This window comes from Streptomyces sp. CA-243310 (assembly GCF_050936775.1).
Lineage (GTDB): Bacteria > Actinomycetota > Actinomycetes > Streptomycetales > Streptomycetaceae > Streptomyces.
Genome location: NZ_JBNJMF010000002.1, coordinates 1,046,748 through 1,065,146 on the forward strand (window position 1 = coordinate 1,046,748; position 18,399 = coordinate 1,065,146).

At 73.7% G+C, this 18,399-nt stretch carries 15 protein-coding genes and 1 pseudogene; 9 read left to right on the forward strand and 7 right to left on the reverse strand.

Features of this window, described 5'->3' with window-relative positions; translation table 11 throughout:
* Positions 1 to 185 precede the first annotated feature (185 nt).
* From ACQEVM_RS22200 to ACQEVM_RS22215, 4 genes and pseudogenes are all read right to left on the reverse strand, one after another.
* Complete coding sequence (locus ACQEVM_RS22200; protein WP_267801067.1) at positions 186 to 809, reverse strand: NAD(P)H-dependent oxidoreductase; 624 nt, start codon at positions 807 to 809, stop codon at positions 186 to 188.
* A gap of 205 nt (positions 810 to 1,014) precedes the next feature.
* Positions 1,015 to 2,256: pseudogene (locus ACQEVM_RS22205) on the reverse strand (IS701 family transposase); the annotation flags it as partial.
* A 99-nt stretch (positions 2,257 to 2,355) separates the two neighbouring features.
* A complete protein-coding gene (locus ACQEVM_RS22210; RefSeq protein WP_433081703.1) occupies positions 2,356 to 4,431 on the reverse strand; it encodes a BTAD domain-containing putative transcriptional regulator in 2,076 nt (691 codons plus the stop codon).
* Between the two features lie 147 nt (positions 4,432 to 4,578).
* Positions 4,579 to 5,172 (reverse strand): histidine phosphatase family protein, encoded by a 594-nt coding sequence (locus ACQEVM_RS22215; protein WP_433081705.1) that lies wholly within the window; start codon positions 5,170 to 5,172, stop codon positions 4,579 to 4,581.
* A 70-nt stretch (positions 5,173 to 5,242) separates the two neighbouring features.
* On the opposite strand from ACQEVM_RS22215, the gene ACQEVM_RS22220 reads away from it, so the two are divergent.
* Together ACQEVM_RS22220 and ACQEVM_RS22225 are read left to right on the forward strand one after the other, a co-directional pair.
* Entirely contained in the window at positions 5,243 to 5,737 is a 495-nt protein-coding gene (locus tag ACQEVM_RS22220; protein ID WP_433081707.1) for a hypothetical protein, read from the forward strand.
* Between the two features lie 139 nt (positions 5,738 to 5,876).
* A complete protein-coding gene (locus ACQEVM_RS22225; protein ID WP_433081709.1) occupies positions 5,877 to 6,566 on the forward strand; it encodes an RNA polymerase sigma factor in 690 nt (229 codons plus the stop codon).
* A gap of 87 nt (positions 6,567 to 6,653) precedes the next feature.
* Here ACQEVM_RS22225 and ACQEVM_RS22230 read toward each other — a convergent pair whose 3' ends face one another.
* The 3 genes from ACQEVM_RS22230 to ACQEVM_RS22240 are packed head-to-tail and all read right to left on the reverse strand — an operon-like array spanning position 6,654 to position 10,783.
* A complete protein-coding gene (locus tag ACQEVM_RS22230) occupies positions 6,654 to 7,700 on the reverse strand; it encodes a MerR family transcriptional regulator (protein ID WP_433081711.1) in 1,047 nt (348 codons plus the stop codon).
* A 36-nt stretch (positions 7,701 to 7,736) separates the two neighbouring features.
* The gene (locus ACQEVM_RS22235; protein WP_433081713.1) at positions 7,737 to 9,110 is read right to left on the reverse strand and encodes a cryptochrome/photolyase family protein; all 1,374 of its coding nucleotides are present in this window, start codon (positions 9,108 to 9,110) and stop codon (positions 7,737 to 7,739) included.
* Between the two features lie 17 nt (positions 9,111 to 9,127).
* On the reverse strand, positions 9,128 to 10,783 hold the full coding sequence (locus ACQEVM_RS22240) for an SDR family oxidoreductase (RefSeq protein ID WP_433081715.1): 1,656 nt from the start codon (positions 10,781 to 10,783) through the stop codon (positions 9,128 to 9,130).
* A gap of 228 nt (positions 10,784 to 11,011) precedes the next feature.
* On the opposite strand from ACQEVM_RS22240, the gene ACQEVM_RS22245 reads away from it, so the two are divergent.
* The 7 genes from ACQEVM_RS22245 to ACQEVM_RS22275 are packed head-to-tail and all read left to right on the forward strand — an operon-like array spanning position 11,012 to position 18,358.
* The gene (locus ACQEVM_RS22245) at positions 11,012 to 13,102 is read left to right on the forward strand and encodes an MMPL family transporter (RefSeq protein ID WP_433081717.1); all 2,091 of its coding nucleotides are present in this window, start codon (positions 11,012 to 11,014) and stop codon (positions 13,100 to 13,102) included.
* A complete protein-coding gene (locus ACQEVM_RS22250) occupies positions 13,099 to 14,385 on the forward strand; it encodes an NAD(P)/FAD-dependent oxidoreductase (protein ID WP_433081719.1) in 1,287 nt (428 codons plus the stop codon). Before ACQEVM_RS22245 ends, ACQEVM_RS22250 begins: the two co-directional genes overlap by 4 nt.
* The gene (locus ACQEVM_RS22255; protein ID WP_433081721.1) at positions 14,382 to 15,116 is read left to right on the forward strand and encodes a DUF1365 domain-containing protein; all 735 of its coding nucleotides are present in this window, start codon (positions 14,382 to 14,384) and stop codon (positions 15,114 to 15,116) included. The genes ACQEVM_RS22250 and ACQEVM_RS22255 overlap by 4 nt, the downstream gene beginning before the upstream one ends.
* Positions 15,117 to 15,121: 5 nt before the next feature.
* Positions 15,122 to 16,330, forward strand: coding sequence for a class I SAM-dependent methyltransferase (locus tag ACQEVM_RS22260; RefSeq protein ID WP_433085310.1), 1,209 nt, complete (start codon positions 15,122 to 15,124; stop codon positions 16,328 to 16,330).
* Positions 16,327 to 17,112: a DUF1295 domain-containing protein gene (locus ACQEVM_RS22265; protein ID WP_433081723.1), complete on the forward strand. Its 786-nt coding sequence runs from the start codon at positions 16,327 to 16,329 to the stop codon at positions 17,110 to 17,112. Before ACQEVM_RS22260 ends, ACQEVM_RS22265 begins: the two co-directional genes overlap by 4 nt.
* A 42-nt stretch (positions 17,113 to 17,154) precedes the next feature.
* Positions 17,155 to 17,634 carry an Lrp/AsnC family transcriptional regulator gene (locus tag ACQEVM_RS22270; protein WP_433081725.1) on the forward strand — a complete coding sequence of 160 codons (480 nt, stop codon included), beginning with the start codon at positions 17,155 to 17,157 and terminating at the stop codon, positions 17,632 to 17,634.
* A gap of 46 nt (positions 17,635 to 17,680) precedes the next feature.
* Positions 17,681 to 18,358 carry an HAD family hydrolase gene (locus ACQEVM_RS22275; RefSeq protein WP_433081727.1) on the forward strand — a complete coding sequence of 226 codons (678 nt, stop codon included), beginning with the start codon at positions 17,681 to 17,683 and terminating at the stop codon, positions 18,356 to 18,358.
* The last annotated feature ends 41 nt before the right edge of the window (positions 18,359 to 18,399 follow it).

Here is an 18,399-nt window from a genome sequence, read left to right on the forward strand (position 1 = left end):
GCCGGGTGGACGGGCCCGGCCCCGACCGGGGGCGCGGCATGGGCACGGCATGGGGCCCCGATCCTGCGAGGGGCGGGCAGGCGGCGGCGGGGCGCCCCGTGTACGGGACGTACTCGGGTGCCCCGACCGCGCGGCGGGGCGCGCGACCGGGCGCCGCGGGCGGGGCGGGCCCCGACGACCAGGACCTAGGCGAGGCCCTTGCGGAGCGCGGCGGTGATCTCGACGGTGCGGCGGGCCTGGTACTCGATGGCGGCGAGGTTGTCCTCGGTGACGTTGCCCGCCTCGTTGCGCGAGACGCTGCTGACGCCGTACGGGTTGCCGTTGGTCGGGGCCAGCTGGATCGGGTCGGCCACACCGGGCGGCACGATGATCGCGCCCCAGTGGTAGAAGGCGTTGTTGAGTGCCAGGAGGGTGCTCTCCTGACCGCCGTGCAGGGTCGCGGTGGAGGTGAACGAGGACATCACCTTGTTCAGCAGTCCGCGCTTGGAGTGCAGGGGGAGGGTCTGGTCGATGAACTGCTTGAGCGAGGCGGCGGGCAGGCCGTAGCGGCCCGGGGTCCCCCACAGCACCGCGTCGGCCCATTCGAGGTCGTCGAGCGTGGCCTCGGGGATGTCCGCCACGGCGGCGAGGTGCTCCTCCCACGCCGCGTTCCAGGTGTCGTTGCCGGGTACTACCGTCTCGGTGGTGAGTTCGGCGGTCCTGCGCAACCGCACCTCCGCGCCCGCCTTCTCGGCGGCGGCCGCGGCGGCCACGGCGAGCTGGTGGACGTTTCCCTGGGAGGAGTAGTAGATGACGGCGACCTTGGTCATGTCCGGGGTCCCTCGCTTCGATCGGTTGGAATGTCCCGATCCTGTGGGACCCGGCGGCCACGGCCAATGGCCGTCCGGGCTATCCGTCAACTGCTCAGCTCGCTAGGTCAGGTCGCCCTCCCAGGTCCGTCAGGTAGCCCCGACCGTGCCGTTCGCGGCGCATCGGATCGGTCAGGTCCGTCACCTCCGCCGTGGCCCGCCGGGTGTTCGGCCGGCCGCTGAGCAGGGCGATGGCGTGCGCGGCGGAGGCGAGCGTCGCGTGCCGGTGCCAGCCGTTGAAGGAGCGGCCGGAGAAGTCCCGGATGCCGACCTGGTCGGCCACCTCGGCGAGGTCCCGGTCCACCCGGTGGGTGAGCCGGATCAACTGGGTCAACTCCGCGGGTCGCACCCCCGTCAGGTCGGTGAGCCACAGTTCGGCCGGGAGTTGCCCGCCGTCGGAGATCCCGAGGAGCAGAAGTTCCTCGGCCACGCCGGGTCGGCCGCCGGGGCGTCGGGTGTCGGCGGTCAGGGTGGCGCTGACGGCCACGAGCGAACCCGGGCGCCTGACACCGCGCAGCTGTGCCTCCGCTCCGGGTCCCCGGCGTGGTTCCAACTGACGCATGTGCCAGGCCGTGGACATGATCTGTTGGGTCGTCATGCTGGCACCGCGGCGGGGGAAGGTCGGCTCCAGCACGGTGAGGCGTACGGAGGGGTCCACCCGCAGCAGCCAGGGCGTGCCGGCGGCCCGCAGTCGGTGGACGGTGCTCAGGACGTCGGCGTTGCGCGCGTCCATCACCAGGGGGCGGACCGGGAGACCGGAGTCCCTGATCATCGCCAGATAGGCCTCGACCGAGCACTGGGCGAGGCTTTCCTGCACGGTGGTCTCGGGGATGGCGGCCTGGCTGCGCCGGTTCGCGTCCTCCAGCCAGCGGTGGGTGAGGTGGAGCCGCCAGTGCAGGGGGGAACTCCAGTCGTGGGCGGCGGCCCAGACGCCCACGGCCTGTTGGGCGTTGATGACCTGACCCAGCTCCGGCACGAAGCGCCGCTCGACCCCCACGGAGGTTTCACCGGCCTTCGGGATGATCATGGGGTGTACCACGTACGCCTGCGGTGGCGACACCCGTTCGATGTGCTGGGCCAGGGCCCGCCGGACGGGGGTCCAGTCCCAGGTCGAGCTGGAGATGAAGTGGTGGAGGCTCTGCTCGGCTGCGTCCCCTCCGAGCAGCGTCGCGATGTTGCGGATCGACTTGCGGCCCTCGGCGCCCAACAGGCCCCGCACGTAGTGGATGGCCTTCATCCGCTGGTCGCTCCGCGGCATGGACGCGAAGAGTCCCGAGCACAATTCGAAGACCACCGATTCCTCGTCACCGGGGCGTTGCGTTCCCTCGCGTGCGATGCACTCGGCGTGCTGATCGCCCGCCGGCTGCTTCCGGTCCGTGCTGCCGCTCCGCAGGATCGTGCTCCTCATGGAAGTCTCCCCTCCGACCGGGCGTTGCCCGGCCAGCTGCCTGCATGTGTCTGCCGAGCGGCGGCTGTGCTGAGCACATGCCGCCACGGAGACGCAGCTTCACGCGGGGCGACCAAGCGGGGGCAAAGGATCGGGAAGCCCCGCCTCCGTGCCCGCGCGGATCGTGGCGTACGCCGCCGGCCGGCCCTCGGCGGTCGGGGGCCGCGGTTCCGGATCCGCGTCCGGGTCCCCGGCGAGGGCGAGCCGGATCAGTTCCGGTATCCGGAACGACGGCACCGACATCTCCCGGGTTCCGGTGGGGACCCGGCCGGAGAGTTCCACGGCGTGGTGGTCCAGCAGGGTGCCCAGGAGCTGTTCGGCGGTGCTCGTGGCCACCCCGAGGAGTTGCGCGGCGTCCCGGACCACGAAGGCTCCGGGGGCGGAACGGCTGAGTACGGTGAGCGCCCGGCCCGCCGGGCGGGGCAACCGTGCGCAGGACTGCTCGACCCGGGCGAGCACGTCCCAGGTCCCCGAGCGCAGTTCTACCCGGCGTTGCCCCTCGTTGGCCAGTCGTTCGGCGAAATCGTCCGTGGACCACATCGGACGGGCCGCCAGGGTCTCCCCCATCGCCCTGATCCCCAGGGGGACGTGACCCATCAGCCGGACGATCCCCCGGGCCGCCGTGCCGTCACCCGGGAGCCGGCCCGCGGGGCAGACGGCCGCGGCGAACAGCGCGGCGCCGTCCTCGGTGCTCATCGGCCCGAGCGTCAGGTGCGCGGCGCCCGGCAGTCCCGGCAGGCGGACCCGGGAGGTGGTGATGACGGTGCTGCGGCTGCCGCCGGGCAGCAGCGGCAGGATCTGCCGGGCGGATGCGGCGTCCTCCAGCAGCAGGAGCAGCGCCCGGCCCGCGGTGTGGTCGCGGAACCGTCGGGCCAGCTCGTCCTCGGCCCATCCGGCGGGGTCCCCGTCCGAGGTGGGCACGGAGTCGAGGTGCAGGTCGCGCAGGAAGGAGCGCAGGATCAGCGTGGGGCTGATCGGCGTCTCCCGGTCGCTGTGCAGCCGGGCGTACAACTGACCGTCGGGGAAGCGTCCGCTGAGCAGGTGGGCGGCCCGGACGGCCAGCACGCTCTTGCCGGTGCCGATGCCACCGAGGACGGTGACGATCCGGGGTGCGGCGCGCCGTTCGGTTTCCTCTCCGGGGGCGGCCAGGGCGAGCAGCCGGTCGAGTTCGCGACGTCGGCCGACGAAATCCGGTGTGTCGGGAGGCAGTTGCGTCAACCTGGGCAGGGTCGCGGGCGCGGGCGCGGCGAGGTCCCGGGCGGGCCGGCCGGGCGGGATCAGGTGTGCGGGCGCGGGCGCGCCGAGGCGCGGGTCGGCGCTCAGCACCTCCTGCTGGAGCTTGCGGACCCAGTCGGAGGGTTCGATGCCCAGCTCCCGGACGAGGTTGCGGCGCAGTCGGGTGAACGCGTCCAGGGCGGTGGCGCGTTGGCCGGAGCGGTGTGCGGCGAGGACCAGGTCGGCGGCGAACCTCTCGTTGAGCGGGTGTTCGGCGGTGAGCCGGCGCAGTTCGTCGAGCAGTGCCCCGTGGAGGCCGAGTTGCAGGTCCGCCTGGACCCGCATCTCCAGGGCGCTGATCCGGGTGGCCTCGATCCGGCTGATCCGGGAGGCGAGTTCGGGGCCGGCGGGGACGTCGGCGAAGGCGTCCCCGCGCCACAGGGCGAGGGCCGCCCGCAACGCCCCGGCGGCCTCGCGGGCGTTGCCGGCGTCCAGGTCCACGCGGGCCAGTCCGATCCGGCGTTCGAAGTCCCACAGGTCCACCTCCTCCGGGCGCACCCGCAGCAGGTAGCCGTTCGTACGGGTCTCCAGCCGATCGGAGGCGTGCGGTGCGGGGATGGGGCCGTGCCCGGTGACCGGCCGCCGGGCCAGGGCGCGGCGCAACTGGTACACGTACGTCTGGACGGTCTTGCGGGCGAGCCGCGGCGGGTCGATCTCCCACAGTTCCTCGATGAGGGCGGCGAGCGGCACGGGCCGCCCCGCGCGCAGCAACAGCACGGCCAGGACCCGTCGGACCTGTGGCGCGGTGGGCGTGCGGGATTCGCCGTCGAGACGCACGTCGAGCGGGCCGAGGACCCCGATGCGCAACGCGGGTCCCCCGGGCGCGGCGGGGTCCCGCTGGAGCACCGCGGTGGACTCCATGGACGGCTCCTCTCCGGACGGTGTGCCCTGCCGGCCTGCGACTGCGACTGCGACTGCGACTGCGAGAACAGTGGCCCACGGCGGTTTATGGCCGGTCACTCGTCGTCCTGCCGGTCCGCGGCGGGCGGGAGGGGAGGTCCGGGAGGGTCAGGGCCTGGTGTTCCAGCCGGCGATGACCGGGAGCTCGTGCTCGGTCGACAGGAGGCTGACCGTCCCGGTGCGCAGCAGGAACAGTCGTCCCTCGGCGGGGGGCAGTCCGAGGTAGCGGGCCGTCAGCACCCGCAGGAAGTGGCCGTGGGCGACCACCACCACGTCGCCGCGGTCCTCCCGCAGCACCTCGGCGATCCGGGCCAGCGCGCGGTCCGCGCGGGCTCCGACCTGCTCGGCCTGCTCGCCGGGGTGCCCGGCGTCCCCGGGCGGGACCCCGTCGGTCCACAGCGACCAGTTCGGACGGGTCGTGCGGATCTCGGCGGTGGTCACGCCCTCGTAGCCGCCGTAGTCCCATTCGTGCAGGTCCGGGTCGGGGACGCCGTCACTCAGCCCGGCGAGCTGGGCCGTGGCCACCGCGCGGCGCAGCGGGCTGGTCAGCACCAGGGCGGGCTGCCGTTCCAGGAAGAACGGGGCCAGGGAGATGGCCTCCTCGACCCCGCGCGCGGTCAGCGGGATGTCCGTCAGCCCGGTGTGCTTCCCGTTGGCGCTCCACGCCGTCTCACCATGCCTCACCAGCATCAGGTCACTCATCCTCCGGACGATAGTCGCTCCGGCATGTCGTCGCCGAAGTCGCCGGGCAGGCGTGTCACTGTCGGGCTTCATGGATGTCAGCACGTTCTACGCCTTGTTCTCCGCCACGTGTTTCACCCTGGTCGGTCTGTGGTGGAACGTCGTGCAGAGCCATTCCGAATGGATGCGCGCCCCCGCCCTGCGGCGGGTGGTCGGCGGCATCTACCTGTCCTTCCTGCTTCCGGCGCTCATGGGCCTGTTCGCCCAGGTCGGAGGCACCGAGCAGCCGTGGATCTGGCGAGCCTCCTTCGTCGTGATCGCGGTCATCGGATGCGCGTCCACGCTGCGGCTGCTCGCCCGCGACCGGGCCGAGGGCGTCGGCGCGGGGCTGCTGTGGCACCGGGTGGGCGTGACCGTGCTCTACGTGCTGATCGCCGTGGTGGGCTCCCACCCCGAGATGGCCGACGTGGTCAACCTCAAGGGGATCCAGGCGGAGGCACTGTTGCTGATCCTCCTGGTGGTGCTGGGGCACGCGCTGGTGTGGCGGTTCATGGCGGGCGAGGGCCGGGCCGCGGAGGCGACCTGACGCGTACCGCTCTCCCCTGCGGGACGTCGCTCGGCGGCGCCGCCGCGGGACGTCGATCGGGTGTCGATCGGCGGCGCGGAAATCGATGCGGAAACGGTGCGAGTTGGCCGGAGGCCGTCGTGCTCGCGAGGCTCGGGGCATGGACGACCGGATGGACGACCAGACGTGCCGGCGAGATCGGCGGACGCACCCGCGGGGACATTCCGCATCGGGCGCGCCGGGCACCCTGGCGTACGAGGACCACGCGCCGGACGAGGCGCGCATCGCGGCCGGCTTCGCGGCGGGCGACGAGCGCGCCATGGAGGCCGCGTACCGCCGGTGGCGGCCGCTGGTGCACTCCCTGGCGCGCCGCTCGCTCGGCGACGAGCGTGAGGCCGAGGACGTGACCCAGCAGGTGTTCCTGGCCGCCTGGCGCGGCCGGGGCGGCTACCGGCCGGGCCCCGGCGGGCTCGGGGCCTGGCTGACCGGGATCACCCGCCACAAGGTGGCCGACGCCCTGGAGGCCAGGACCCGGCGGGCCCGGGCGGTCGCGGCGGCCACCCGCGCCTTCCACGAGTTCGCCCGGTGGCCCGCGGGCTGTGACCGACCGGAGCCGGAGCAGGTGGTGGACCGGATGTTGATCCTCGGGGAGCTGGCCCGGCTGCCTGCGGCGCAGCAGCGCGTCATGCGGCTCGCCTTCTACGGAGACCTGACCCAGAGCCAGATCGCGGATCGCACGGGGTTGCCGCTGGGCACGGTCAAGAGCCACATGCGGCGGGCCCTGTGCCTCCTGCGCGCGTCGGTGGCTCCGGCCGTGTCGCCCCGCACGCCGGAGGCCGCGGCCGGGTGACGGTCCGCGCCGACCGCGCCGGCCGCGCGGTCCCGCGACGCGGCGGCGGACCGGATGGGCCGGAAGGGCCGGAAGGGCCGGAAGGGACTACGCCCGCGTCCCGGTCGCCGGGCCCGTCCTCGTGGTCTGTTCGGCGTGGTCCGCGGGGCGCAGGGCGTTCTCGATGACGCCGAGGCCCGAGCGCAGGCCGAACAGCCGCTCGGTGCGCGGGTCCGGGGATCCCGTGCCCCAGCCGGGTCCTGCGAGCAGCAGCGCCGAGTGTCCGCGTGCACCGCGCAGTCCCCACTCGATGGCGGCGACCGAACGCGCCAGGGCCCGGTCGGCGGTGCTCCGGGACTGGGACCACAGGACGGCCGCGCGCGGACCCGTGCGCCGGACCGCCTCGTGCAGCGCCTCGGCGGGGAGGGCGGCCCCGAACATCCTCACCGGCAGGCCCCGTTCGCCGAGCACGGCGGCCAGCGCCTCCATGGGCAGGGTGTGTTGCTCTCCCGGTGCGCAGGCCAACAGCACGGGAGAGGAGCGCAGTTGTTCCGCGGCGGGGCGCACCCGGCGCAGCGCGCACGAGACGTGCCAGGAGAGCAGGTGTTCCACCTCCACGTAACGTTCCCCGGCCGAGGCCCACTTGCGGCCCACCGCGTGCAGGGTCGGCGCGATGATCTCCTCCCACGCGGTGACCAGGCCGTGTTCCGCGACGGCGGCCTCCAGCAGCTGTTCCACCGCCGGGGCGTCGAGTCGTACGGCGGCCCGGGCGAGCCCCCTGCACTCGGGGCGGACCTCGCCGAGCGGGAGCGCGTTGGGGCCGCCCGGCGCCGCCGCGGATTCGGGGACGGCCGCCGGCTCCGGGGCGGCGTCGCCGCCGGGGGCAGCGCCGACGGCGGCCCGGGCGGCCTCGGAGGGCGGCACCCCCTGGGCGGTCAGCCGGCACATCAGCTCCAGGCGGGCGATGTCCTGGGCGGTCCAGCGCCGGTGCCGGCCGTCCTCGCGGGTCGCGGGGCCGATGGCGTACCGGCGCTCCCAGGACCGCAGGGTGGTGGGCGACACCCCGAGGCGCCGGGCCACGGCGCCGGTGCTCAACGCCGCCGCGGGCAGTTCCGGGGCGTGGTCCTGGGGCGGGTGGGGCGGCACGGGGTCCACCCGCTCACGATACGACGAGGTCATGAGGGTCGGCCGTCATTCGATTCCGCGCCCTTTCCGGAAGCGGCCGAGCGCGTCCGCGAGCTCCACCAGCGGTTCCGGGTAGTCGAAGCGTGCGCGTTCCGGGGCGGCCAACCGCCAGGGCTCGTGCACCCGGGGGGCGGGCAGGTCGGCCAGCTCGGGGACCCAGCGGTGCACGTAGGCGCCGTCGGGGTCGTAGCGCAGGCCTTGGCGGACCGGGTTGAGGACCCGGTTGGGTCGGGTGTCGGTGCCCGTGCCGGCCACCCACTGCCAGTTGAGCTGGTTGTTGGCGAGGTCCCCGTCCACGAGGAGGTCGAGGAAGTGTCGGGCGCCGGCCCGCCAGTCCACGTACAGGGTCTTGGCGAGGAAACTCGCGGCCAACAGTCGGCCGCGGTTGTGCATCCAGCCCTCGTGGGCGAGCTGGCGCATGGCCGCGTCGACCACCGGATAGCCGGTACGCCCCTCCTTCCAGGCCTGGATCTCCTCCTCGGCGGCGGCGCCGGTGCGCCAGTGGTCCCGGCGGGCGCGGTAGTCCTCGGCCGCCGCGGCGGGGCGGGCGGCCAGCACCTGGTGGTGGAAGTCGCGCCAGCACAGTTGCCGAACGAAGGCCTCGGCGCCCGGCCCGCCGACCGCGCGGGAGCGTTGGACGGCCTCGACGGGCGAGATCGTGCCGAAGTGCAGGTGGGGGGAGAGCCGGGAGGTGGCGTCGCCGGCGAGGTCGTCGTGGGTGTCCTCATAGTGGGCGATGCCGTCGTTCAGCCAGCCGGAGAGCAGCCGCCGGGCCTCGCGCTCGCCGCCGGGCACGAGGCCCGGGGAGGTCCCGGTGACGGCGGTGCGCTCGGGCAGCGCCTCGGAGTCGATGCCGTCGGGGACCCGGACCGTGCGGGGGGCCGGTGCCGTCGGGCGCGGGGGCAGTTCGGTCCAGCGGCGCAGGTACGGGGTGAAGACGGCGAAGTGGTCCCCGCCGGCGGGCCGCACGGCCCCCGGGGCGACCGCCGTGATCACCGCGTCGTGGACGTACAGCCGCCGCCCCTCGGCCTCCAGGGCGGCGCGCAGCCGTTCCTCGCGGGCGTGGGCGTACGCGCTGACCCCGGCCGCCATGTGCACCTCGTCGGCGTCCGCCTCGCGTACGACGGCGCACACCCGGTCGACGACCTCGCCGGAACGCACCACCAGACGTCCGCCGCGTTCGCGCAGTCCGGTGTCGAGGGCGGCGAGGCAGTCGGCGAGGAAAGCCGACCGGTTGGGCGCGGCGAAACCGGCCGCCTCGATGGCCCGGTCGCGGACGAACAGGGGCACGACCCGGTCGGACGAGGACATGGCCGCGCGCAGCGGTGGGTGGTCGTGCAGGCGCAGGTCCGAGGTGTAGAGGACCACCGCGACGTTCATGGGTTCTCGTCTCCGCGTCAGCTTCGTGGGGGACGGTTGTCGTGGGGTGCTTCGGCGTGTCGGTCCGGATCGGATGCGCCGGCGCCTTCGGGTCGTCCGACCGGGGTGGGGGCCTGCCGCTCGGCGGCCCGGGCGATGTTGCGTGCCATGCCGCCGAAGACCACGGCGTGGAAGGGGGAGACGCTCCACCAGTACATGTGCCCGAGCAGCCCGTGGGGGTGGAACAGGGCGCGCTGACGGTAGCGGGAACGAGCCGCCGTCGCGGTCGTGGCGGTCGCCGTCGCCGTCCGTCCCGGAGCGTGGTCGGTGTCGGTGTGGGCCGCGGCGGCGTCCTCGGACGTGTCCGGGTCGGGTTCCGCGCGCAGTTCCAGCCAGGCCAGCCCCGGCAGCCGCATCTCGGCGCGCAACCGCAGCAGCCGGCCCGGCTCGATCTCCTCCACCCGCCAGAAGTCGAGCGAGTCGCCCACCCGCAGGCGGGACGCGTCGCGCCGGCCGCGCCGGATGCCGACTCCGCCGACGAGCCGGTCGAGCCAGCCGCGTACCGCCCAGGCGAGCGGGAAGGAGTACCAGCCGTTCTCCCCGCCGATGCCCTCCACCACCCGCCACAGCGCGGCCGGAGAGGCGTCCACGTCCAGTCCCCGGTTGTCCTCGTACAGGCTGCCGCCGGCCCAGTCGGGGTCGGTGGGCAGCGGGTCGCTGGGGGCGCCGGGCAGGGAGGCGGAGGACCAGCGGGTGATCACGTTGGCGTCGCGGACGCGCTGGAGGGCGAGGGCGAGGGCCTGGTCGAAGCCGAACGGCGTACCGGGCGGGTCCGTGACGTACCGGGCGATGTCGTGCTCCTCGCACACCACCTCGTGGCGCAGCGATTCGGCGAGCGGTCGGGCGAGGCGCCGCGGCACCGGGGTGACCAGCCCGATCCAGTGGCTGGACAGTCGCGGGGTGAGCATCGGCACGCGCAGGATGAGCCGTTTGGGAAGCTCCGCCACGGAGGCGTAGCGGCGCATCATCTCCTCGTACGTGACCACGTCCGGGCCGCCGATGTCGAAGGTCCGGCTGACCTCGGGCGGCATCGTGGCGCTGCCGACGAGGTAGCGCAGGACGTCGCGGACGGCGATCGGCTGGCAGCGGGTGCCGACCCAGCTCGGGGTGACCATGACGGGCAGCCGCTCGGTGAGGTAGCGCAGCATCTCGAAGGAGGCGGAGCCGGAGCCGATGATGACGGCGGCGCGCAGCACGGTCGCCGGGACGGCGGAGGCGAGGAAGATCTCCCCGACCTCGGCGCGGGAGCGCAGGTGCGTGGAGAGTTCCCGGATCGGGACCCCGGTGGGGGTGAGCCCGCCCAGGTAGACGATCCGCCGGACCCCCGCCGCGTGGGCCTGCTCGGCGAAGATCCGGGCGGCGGCGCGGTCCCGGTCCTCGAAGCCGGAACCGGTGCCGAGGGAGTGGACCAGGTAGTAGGCCACGTCGATGTCGTGCAGGGCCTCCCCCACCGAACGCGGGTCGACGACGTCGCCGCGCACCACCTCGGCCCGGCCGGCCCAGGGGTGGTCGCGCAGTTTCTCCGGGGAGCGGGCCAGGCAGCGGACCTGATGGCCGGCGTCGAGGAGTTCGGGCACCAGCCGGCCGCCGATGTAGCCGGTGGCACCGGTGACCAGACATCGCAGGCTTGTCATGACGCGTCTCCGCTCCTGGTGGTCCCGGTCGGGGACCTCGTACGGAAGATCTCGTGGGATGCCGGGAGATCTCGTGGGCGTGACCTCACTGGGGATTCGGCCCGGTCGGTGCGATCGGATGCGTCGCTCGCCCGAGCGGCGCATCCGAATGACGTGTCCCGGCCGAAAGGTGATCCAGAAGGCCCGTCCACCACCTCAGCACAGACTGACCTCTTGTCCGGGAGTGCCATGCGCCCGTCACCGCGGATCACCCGCCTGGTGATTCCGATCCTGTTGTTGCTCGGCTGGCTCGCCGTCGGCGGGGTGCTCGGCCCGTACGCGGGCAAGCTCGGCCAGGTCGCCACCAACGACCAGGCCGCCTTCCTGCCACGCAGCGCCGAGTCCACCCGGGTGGTGGAGGCGCAGCGGGCCCTGCGGCAGGCCGAGTCGCTGCCCGCGATCGTGGTGTGGACCGCCTCGGACGGCGGCCGGCTCGCCCCCGCCGTCCAGGGCGCGGCGAGCGCCGCGCTGGCCTCGCTCTCCGGGGGCGGGGGGCTCGCGGGCCCGGCCTCCCCGGCGTTTCCCTCGCAGGACGGGCAGGCCCTGCGGGGTGTCGTGCCGCTGCGGCCGGACCTCGGCGACGGATTGACGGACGTACTGGACCGGGTGCGGGGTGCGGCCGGGAAGGTGCCGGGCACCACGGTGTCGATCGCCGGTCCGGCCGCCACCCAGGCGGACCTCGGGGACGCCTTCGCGGGCATCGACGGACTGCTGCTGGGGGTGGCGCTGGCGACGGTCCTGGTGATCCTCCTCGTGGTCTACCGCAGTGTGCTGCTGCCCCTGATCGTGGTCTTCGGCGCGGTGCTCGCCCTCGGCCTGGCCTGCGCGATCGTGTACGCGCTGGCCGATCGCGGGCTGGTCCGGGTGGACGGTCAGGTGCAGGGCATCCTGTCGATCCTGGTCATCGGCGCCGCGACGGACTACGCGCTGCTGCTGACCGCCCGGTTCCGGGAGGAACTCGCGACGGAGCCCGACCGGTTCACGGCGATGCGGGCCGCGTGGCGGCGCACGCTGGGCCCGGTCGTCGCGAGCGCCGCCACCGTGGGCCTGGGCCTGCTGGCGCTCCTGCTGAGCGACCTGACCAACAATCGGGCGTTGGGGCCGGTGGGGGCGATCGGCATCGGTTGCGCGGTGCTCGCCGCGTTGACGTTCCTGCCCGCCGCGCTGGTGCTGTCGGGCCGGGCCGCCTACTGGCCGGCCCGCCCGAAGGCCTCCGACGCCGCGCATCCCGTCTGGACCCGGGTGGCGGCGCTGGTGGACCGGGCGCCGCGCCGGGTGTGGTCCCTGACCCTCGCCGGGCTGCTGGCCTGTGCGGCCCTCTCCCCGATGCTGGTCTCCAAGGGGGTGCCGCTCGACGAGATCTTCGTGAACGACGCCCCGTCGGTGTCGGCGCAGGCGACGCTGGGGCGGCATTTCCCGGGGGGCGCGGGCAACCCCGCCGTGGTGATCGCCGACGCGGGCCGGGCCTCCGAGGTGGTGGCGGCCGCGCGGGCCACCGAGGGCGTCGCCGACGCGGCGCGGGTGGGCGACGCGGGGCCCGGCGGCCGGGTCCGGATCGACGCGACCCTGGACGACGCGGCCGACAGTGACGCCGCGAAGGAGACGGTGGGCCGGTTGCGGACCGCCGTGCACGCGGTTCCGGGCGCGGACGCGCTGGTCGGCGGGTACACGGCCCAGCAGTACGACACCCAGCGGACGGCGGCCCACGACCGCGCCCTGATCGTGCCGGTGGTGCTCGGGATCATCCTGGTGATCCTGGCGGGGTTGCTGCGTTCGCTGGTGATGCCGCTGTTGCTGGTGGCGACGGTGGCGCTGAACTTCCTCGCCACGCTCGGCGTGTCCGCCGTCGTCTTCCGGGGCGTGTTCGGGTTCACCGGGACGGACGCCTCGGTTCCGTTGTACGGGTTCGTCTTCCTGGTCGCGCTCGGGGTGGACTACAACATCTTCCTGATGTCCCGGGTCCGCGAGGAGACGGTGGCGCACGGTCACCGCGAGGGCATCCGGCGCGGTCTGACCTCCACCGGCGGGGTGATCACCTCGGCGGGCGTGGTCCTCGCGGCGACCTTCGCCGCGCTGGGGGTGATCCCGCTCGCCTTCCTGGCGCAGATCGCCTTCATCGTGGCCTTCGGCGTCCTGTTGGACACCCTCGTCGTGCGTTCGCTGCTGGTTCCGGCCCTGGTCAGGGACATCGGACCGAAATCCTGGTGGCCCGGTTCGCCCGGAGACACATCCGAGCACCCCTCCGGCTCCGAAGTACCGGTCAAGGAGGCAACACGATGAGCGAGCGAGGACGATCACGACCGCGTACGGCCGTGGTCGGCGGGGGTGTCTCGGGGCTGACGGCGGCATACGTGCTGGCGCGCTCCCACGAGGTGACCCTGTACGAGGCAGATGACCGGCTGGGCGGGCACGCCCACACCCATGAGCTGAAGGGGACGGACGGCGAGATCCGGTCGGTGGATTCCGGGTTCATCGTCCACAACGACCGCACCTACCCCCATCTGCTGCGCCTCTTCGGCGAGTTGGGGGTGGCCACCCGACCGACGACGATGAGCCTGTCGGTGCACTGCGAGGGCTGTGGGCTGGAGTACGCGGGGGCGCGTGGTCCGCGGGGCCTGTTCGCTCAGCCGCGGGCCGCCGCGAACCTGGCCTACCTGCGGATGCTGGCGCAGGTGCCGGCCTTCCACCGGCAGGCCCGGCGGTTGCTGGCGACCCCGTCGGCCGGTCCCGAGATCACGCTGGCCCGGTTCCTGCGGCAGGGCCGGTTCGGGGCGTACTTCACCGGGCACTTCGCGATCCCGCTGGTGGCCTCGGTGTGGTCCTGCCCGCCGGACACCGCGCTGCGCTACCCCGCCCGCTACCTGTTCCGCTTCCTCGCCCATCACGGGCTGCTGTCGGTGGGCGGCTCACCGAACTGGCGTACGGTCGAAGGTGGTTCGGCGCGCTACGTGGAACTGCTGCGCGAGCGGCTCGGTACGGGGGCGGTCCGGGTGGGCACTCCCGTACGGGCCGTGGAGCGCACCTCGGAGGGCGTTCGGATCACCACCGCGGACGGGACCTCGACGGGGTACGACTCGGTGGTCGTCGCCGTCCACGCCGATCAGGCGCTGCGCCTGCTGGCCGACCCCTCGGACGCGGAGCGCGAGGCGCTGGGCGCGTTCGGCTACTCCCGCAACCGGACCGTGCTGCACACGGACGCGTCGGTGCTGCCGCGCGCGGCCGGGGCCCGGGGCTGTTGGAACTACCGGCTGTCCGGTTGCCGCCCCCAGGACGGCCACGTACGGGTCAGCTACGACATGAACCGGCTCCAGGGACTGGACGCGCCGGAGCCGTACGTGGTGACGCTCAACGCCGACGACCGGGTCCGCCCGGATCTGGTGCTGGCCGAGATGGACTACGAACACCCCGTCTACACGCCGGAGTCGGTGGCCGCGCAGCGTCTGCTGCCCGCACTGTCGGGGCCGGTGACGGCCTACGCCGGCGCGTACCACGGGTGGGGGTTCCACGAGGACGGCTGCCGCTCGGGCGTGGAGGCGGCGGCAGCGCTGGGGGTGAGCTGGTGAAACCCCGCCTGTACGAGGCCGACATACGACACGTGCGGGCCGGCGAACGCTCGTACGGTCTGCGCCACCGCTCGTACCTGTGGCTGGTGGACCTCGACGAACTCCCCCGGCTGCCGGGCCCGTTGCGGCATCTGGCCCACTTCGACGCGCGGGACCACTTCGGCGGCGGGCTGCCGACGATCCGGGCCGGGCTCGATCGCTTCCTGGTCTCGAAGGACGCGGCGCTGCCCGCCGGTTCCCGGGTGTCGATGCTCGCGCACGCCCGCGTGTTCGGGTACGTGTTCAACCCGATCTCGGTGTACTGGTGCCACGGCCCCGACGGGGAACTGCGTCACGTGGTGGCCGAGGTGCACAACACGTACGGGGAGCGGCACTGCTACCTGCTCGGCCCGGAGGCCGCGCGGGGCACGGCCCGGGCGGCGAAGGAGTTCTACGTCTCCCCGTTCCTCGACGTGGACGGCGGCTACCGGATGCGGCTGCCCGAACCGGACGGCCACCTCGCGCTGATGGTGCAGTTGGCCGGCGGAGCCGACGGCGCCCGGCTGACGGCGACCGTGCGGGGGGAGCGCCGGCCCGCCGGCGCGTGGGGCACCGTACGGGCGTCGCTGCGCCATCCCTGGTCCACCGCCGCGGTGGCGGTGGGCATCCGCTTCCACGGCATCCGGCTGTGGCTGCGCGGCCTGCCGGTGCGACCGCGCCCCCGACACGTACCCCAGGAGGGTGTGAAGTGAGCACGATGACGCTGCCGGCGGTGCCGAAGCTGCCCCGGACGCGGGCGGCCGTGGGGCGGCTGCTGATCCGGCGGGCCCTCGACCGGCTGCCGCTCCAGGTCCGGATGGGGCCGGGGGAACTCCTCGGCAAGGGCGGTCCGGCGATGGCCGTGTACGACCCGGCCGCCTTCGAGCGGCGGATCACCGCTGAGGGCCTGATCGGTTTCGGCGAGTCGTACCTCGCCGGGGAGTGGGACGCCCGCGATCCGGTCGCGGTGCTGACCGTGATGGCGGGGCACGTGGCGAGGCTGGTCCCGGCGCCGCTGCAGAGGCTGCGGGGCCTGTGGGCGGCCCGGCACCCGGACACCGACCGCAACACCCCGGACGGCTCCCGCACCAACATCCGGCGGCACTACGACCTGTCGAACGAGCTGTTCGCCGAGTTCCTCGACCCGACGATGACCTACTCGTCCGCCGTGTTCCGGGCCCTGCCCGCCGGTCCCGGGCAGTTGGCGGACGCCCAACACCGCAAGATCGACATGCTGTTGGACATGGCGGCCGTCGGCCCGGACACCCGTCTGCTGGAGATCGGCACCGGCTGGGGCGAACTCGCGATCCGGGCGGCGGCGCGCGGCGCCCGGGTGGTGACGCTCACCCTCTCCCGGGAGCAGCGCGAGTTGGCGATGAAGCGGATCGCGGAGGCCGGGCTGACGGACCGCGTCGACGTGCGGCTGTGCGACTACCGCGAGGCCACGGGCAGTTACGACGCGATCGTCAGCGTGGAGATGATCGAGGCGGTCGGCGCGGAGTACTGGCCGGTCTACTTCGCCGCGCTGGACCGGCTGACGGCCCCGGGCGGGCGGGTGGCGCTCCAGGCGATCACCATGCCGCACGAGCGGATGCTGGCCACGAAGGACACGTACACCTGGATCCACAAGTACATCTTCCCGGGCGGCATGCTGCCGTCGGTGCGGGTGGTGGAGGACATGGCCCGGAGCCACACCCGCCTGCGGGTGGAGCGCTGCGAGAACTACGGGGCGCACTACGCGCAGACCCTGCGGCTGTGGCGGGAGCGGTTCGCGGAGCGGGCCGAGCGGGTCGAGGCGCTGGGCTTCGACGAGACGTTCCGCCGGATGTGGACGTTCTACCTGGCGTACTGCGAGGCGGGCTTCGCGTCGGGCTACCTGGACGTGCACCAGATCCTGCTGACGGCCCCGGACGGCGGCACCTCGTGAACTGGGGAGCCTTCGGGGTCAACCTGGCGGTCTCGGCGGGCGCGGCGCTCACCGTCCTGCTGATCACCTTCGCGGTGGGCGTCCGGCGCGGGATGCACCGGGTGGTCGACGTGGCCTGGGGCCTGGCGTTCGCCGCCGTGGCGGTGGCCACGTACGGGATGTCGGACGGCCGACAGCCGCTCACGGCCGCCCTGACGGTCCTGTGGGGCCTGCGCCTCGCCGGGCACATCGCGTGGCGGGGACGCGGGCACGGGGAGGACCCGCGGTACGAGCGGATGCTGGCCAAGGCTCCCGGCAACCCCCAGCTGTACGCGCTGCGCATGGTGTACCTGCTGCAGGCGGCGCTGGTGTGGCTGGTCTCCCTGCCGGTCCAGGCGGGCCCGTACGCGACCGACGGCCCGGGGGCGCTCGCGATGGCGGCGGGCACCGCGCTGTGGCTGTGCGGGATCACCTTCGAGGCGGTCGGCGACCACCAGCTGGCCCGGTTCAAGGCGGATCCGGCGAACCGGGGCCGGATCATGGACCGGGGCCTGTGGTCGTGGACCCGGCACCCGAACTACTTCGGCGACTTCTGTGTGTGGTGGGGCCTGTCGCTGACCGCGTGGGGGACCTGGCCGGCGTTCGCCGTGTCGGTGATCGGCCCGCTCGTCATGTCGTACCTGCTGATCGCGGGCAGCGGCAAACGCCTCCTGGAACGCCATATGGCGGACCGTCCGGGGTATGCCGCCTATCGGGCCCGGACCAGCGGTTTCCTGCCGTGGCCGCCCCGTCGTACGGGGTGAGTGTCCGAGCCCGCGGGAAGCCGCGACGGATACCCTCACGGCATGGCGGTGGACGAGCTCGACACCCGAATCCTGCGCCTGCTGATCGAGCAGCCGCGCACCAGCGTCCGGGAGTACGCCCGGCTCCTCGGCGTGGCGCGCGGCACCCTCCAGGCCCGGCTGGACCGGCTGGAGCGCACCGGGGTGATCACGGGGACGGGCCCCGTGCTGTCGCCCGCCGCGCTGGGTCATCCGGTGCTGGCCTTCGTGCACATCGAGGTCACGCAGGGGCGTCTGGACGAGGTCGGGGACGCCCTGTCGGCGGTACCGGAGATCATCGAGGCCTTCTCCATCACCGGGGGCGGCGATCTGCTGACCCGGGTCGCGGCCCGGGACAACGCGCATCTGGAGGACGTCATCCAACGCCTGATCCGGCTTCCCGGCGTGGTCCGCACCCGGACGGAGGTCGCGCTGCGTGAAAGGGTCGCCCACCGAGTGTTGCCGCTGGTGGAGGCCGTGGGACGAGCCGCTCGCAAACCCTGACAATATGGTCGGGAAACGTACACGACCGGCAGGACGGGCACAGCGGATGATCTCCGTCATATTCGATCTCGACGGCACTCTCGTGGACAGCGAGCCGAACTACTACGAGTCCGGACGCCGCACCCTGGCGCACCACGGGATCCCCGACTTCACCTGGGAACAGCACGCGCGCTTCATCGGCATCGGCACGATGGAGACGCTGGAGATCCTCAAGGAGCGCCACGCGCTGCGGGCCCCGGTGGAACAGCTCCTCGCGGAACAGAACGCCGCCTATCTGGAGCTGGCCCGCACCCGGACCGAGGTCTTCCCCGAGATGCGCAAGTTCGTGGAGCGGCTGCACTGCGAGGGCGTCCCGATGGCGGTCGCCTCCGGCTCCTCTCTGGAGGCCATCGACACGGTGCTGGCCGGTACCGGGCTGGACGCGCTGCTGACGACGGTGGTGTCCGCCGAGGAGGTGCCGCGCGGCAAGCCCGCCCCGGACGTGTTCCTGGAGGCGGCCCGCCGGCTCGGCGCGGAACCGGCCGACTGCGTGGTCGTCGAGGACGCGGCGCCGGGCGTGCGGGCCGCGCACGCCGCCGGAATGGAGTGCCTGGCCGTGCCCTACGTCCCGATCACCGCCGGGGACCCGGCCTTCACGACGGCCGGGCTGCTCTTTCGGGGCGGCCGGAGCGAATTCAGCGCGGACACCGCCTACGAGTGGCTGGGCGAACACCGGGCCGCCTGATCGCCGGGGCCGGACGATCGGCGCCGGCGGGGCGGCGCCGG

Excerpts from the sequence above, each read along its gene's own strand:
- ACQEVM_RS22240 (WP_433081715.1), bottom strand. The coding sequence starts at position 10,783 with ATGACAAGCCTGCGATGTCTGGTCACCGGTGCCACCGGCTACATCGGC.
- ACQEVM_RS22235 (WP_433081713.1), bottom strand. The coding sequence starts at position 9,110 with ATGAACGTCGCGGTGGTCCTCTACACCTCGGACCTGCGCCTGCACGAC.
- ACQEVM_RS22200 (WP_267801067.1), bottom strand. The coding sequence starts at position 809 with ATGACCAAGGTCGCCGTCATCTACTACTCCTCCCAGGGAAACGTCCAC.
- ACQEVM_RS22245 (WP_433081717.1), top strand. The coding sequence starts at position 11,012 with ATGCGCCCGTCACCGCGGATCACCCGCCTGGTGATTCCGATCCTGTTG.
- ACQEVM_RS22270 (WP_433081725.1), top strand. The coding sequence starts at position 17,155 with ATGGCGGTGGACGAGCTCGACACCCGAATCCTGCGCCTGCTGATCGAG.
- ACQEVM_RS22260 (WP_433085310.1), top strand. The coding sequence starts at position 15,122 with ATGACGCTGCCGGCGGTGCCGAAGCTGCCCCGGACGCGGGCGGCCGTG.
- ACQEVM_RS22210 (WP_433081703.1), bottom strand. The coding sequence starts at position 4,431 with ATGGAGTCCACCGCGGTGCTCCAGCGGGACCCCGCCGCGCCCGGGGGA.
- ACQEVM_RS22275 (WP_433081727.1), top strand. The coding sequence starts at position 17,681 with ATGATCTCCGTCATATTCGATCTCGACGGCACTCTCGTGGACAGCGAG.
- ACQEVM_RS22220 (WP_433081707.1), top strand. The coding sequence starts at position 5,243 with ATGGATGTCAGCACGTTCTACGCCTTGTTCTCCGCCACGTGTTTCACC.
- ACQEVM_RS22225 (WP_433081709.1), top strand. The coding sequence starts at position 5,877 with ATGGACGACCGGATGGACGACCAGACGTGCCGGCGAGATCGGCGGACG.
- ACQEVM_RS22215 (WP_433081705.1), bottom strand. The coding sequence starts at position 5,172 with ATGAGTGACCTGATGCTGGTGAGGCATGGTGAGACGGCGTGGAGCGCC.
- ACQEVM_RS22250 (WP_433081719.1), top strand. The coding sequence starts at position 13,099 with ATGAGCGAGCGAGGACGATCACGACCGCGTACGGCCGTGGTCGGCGGG.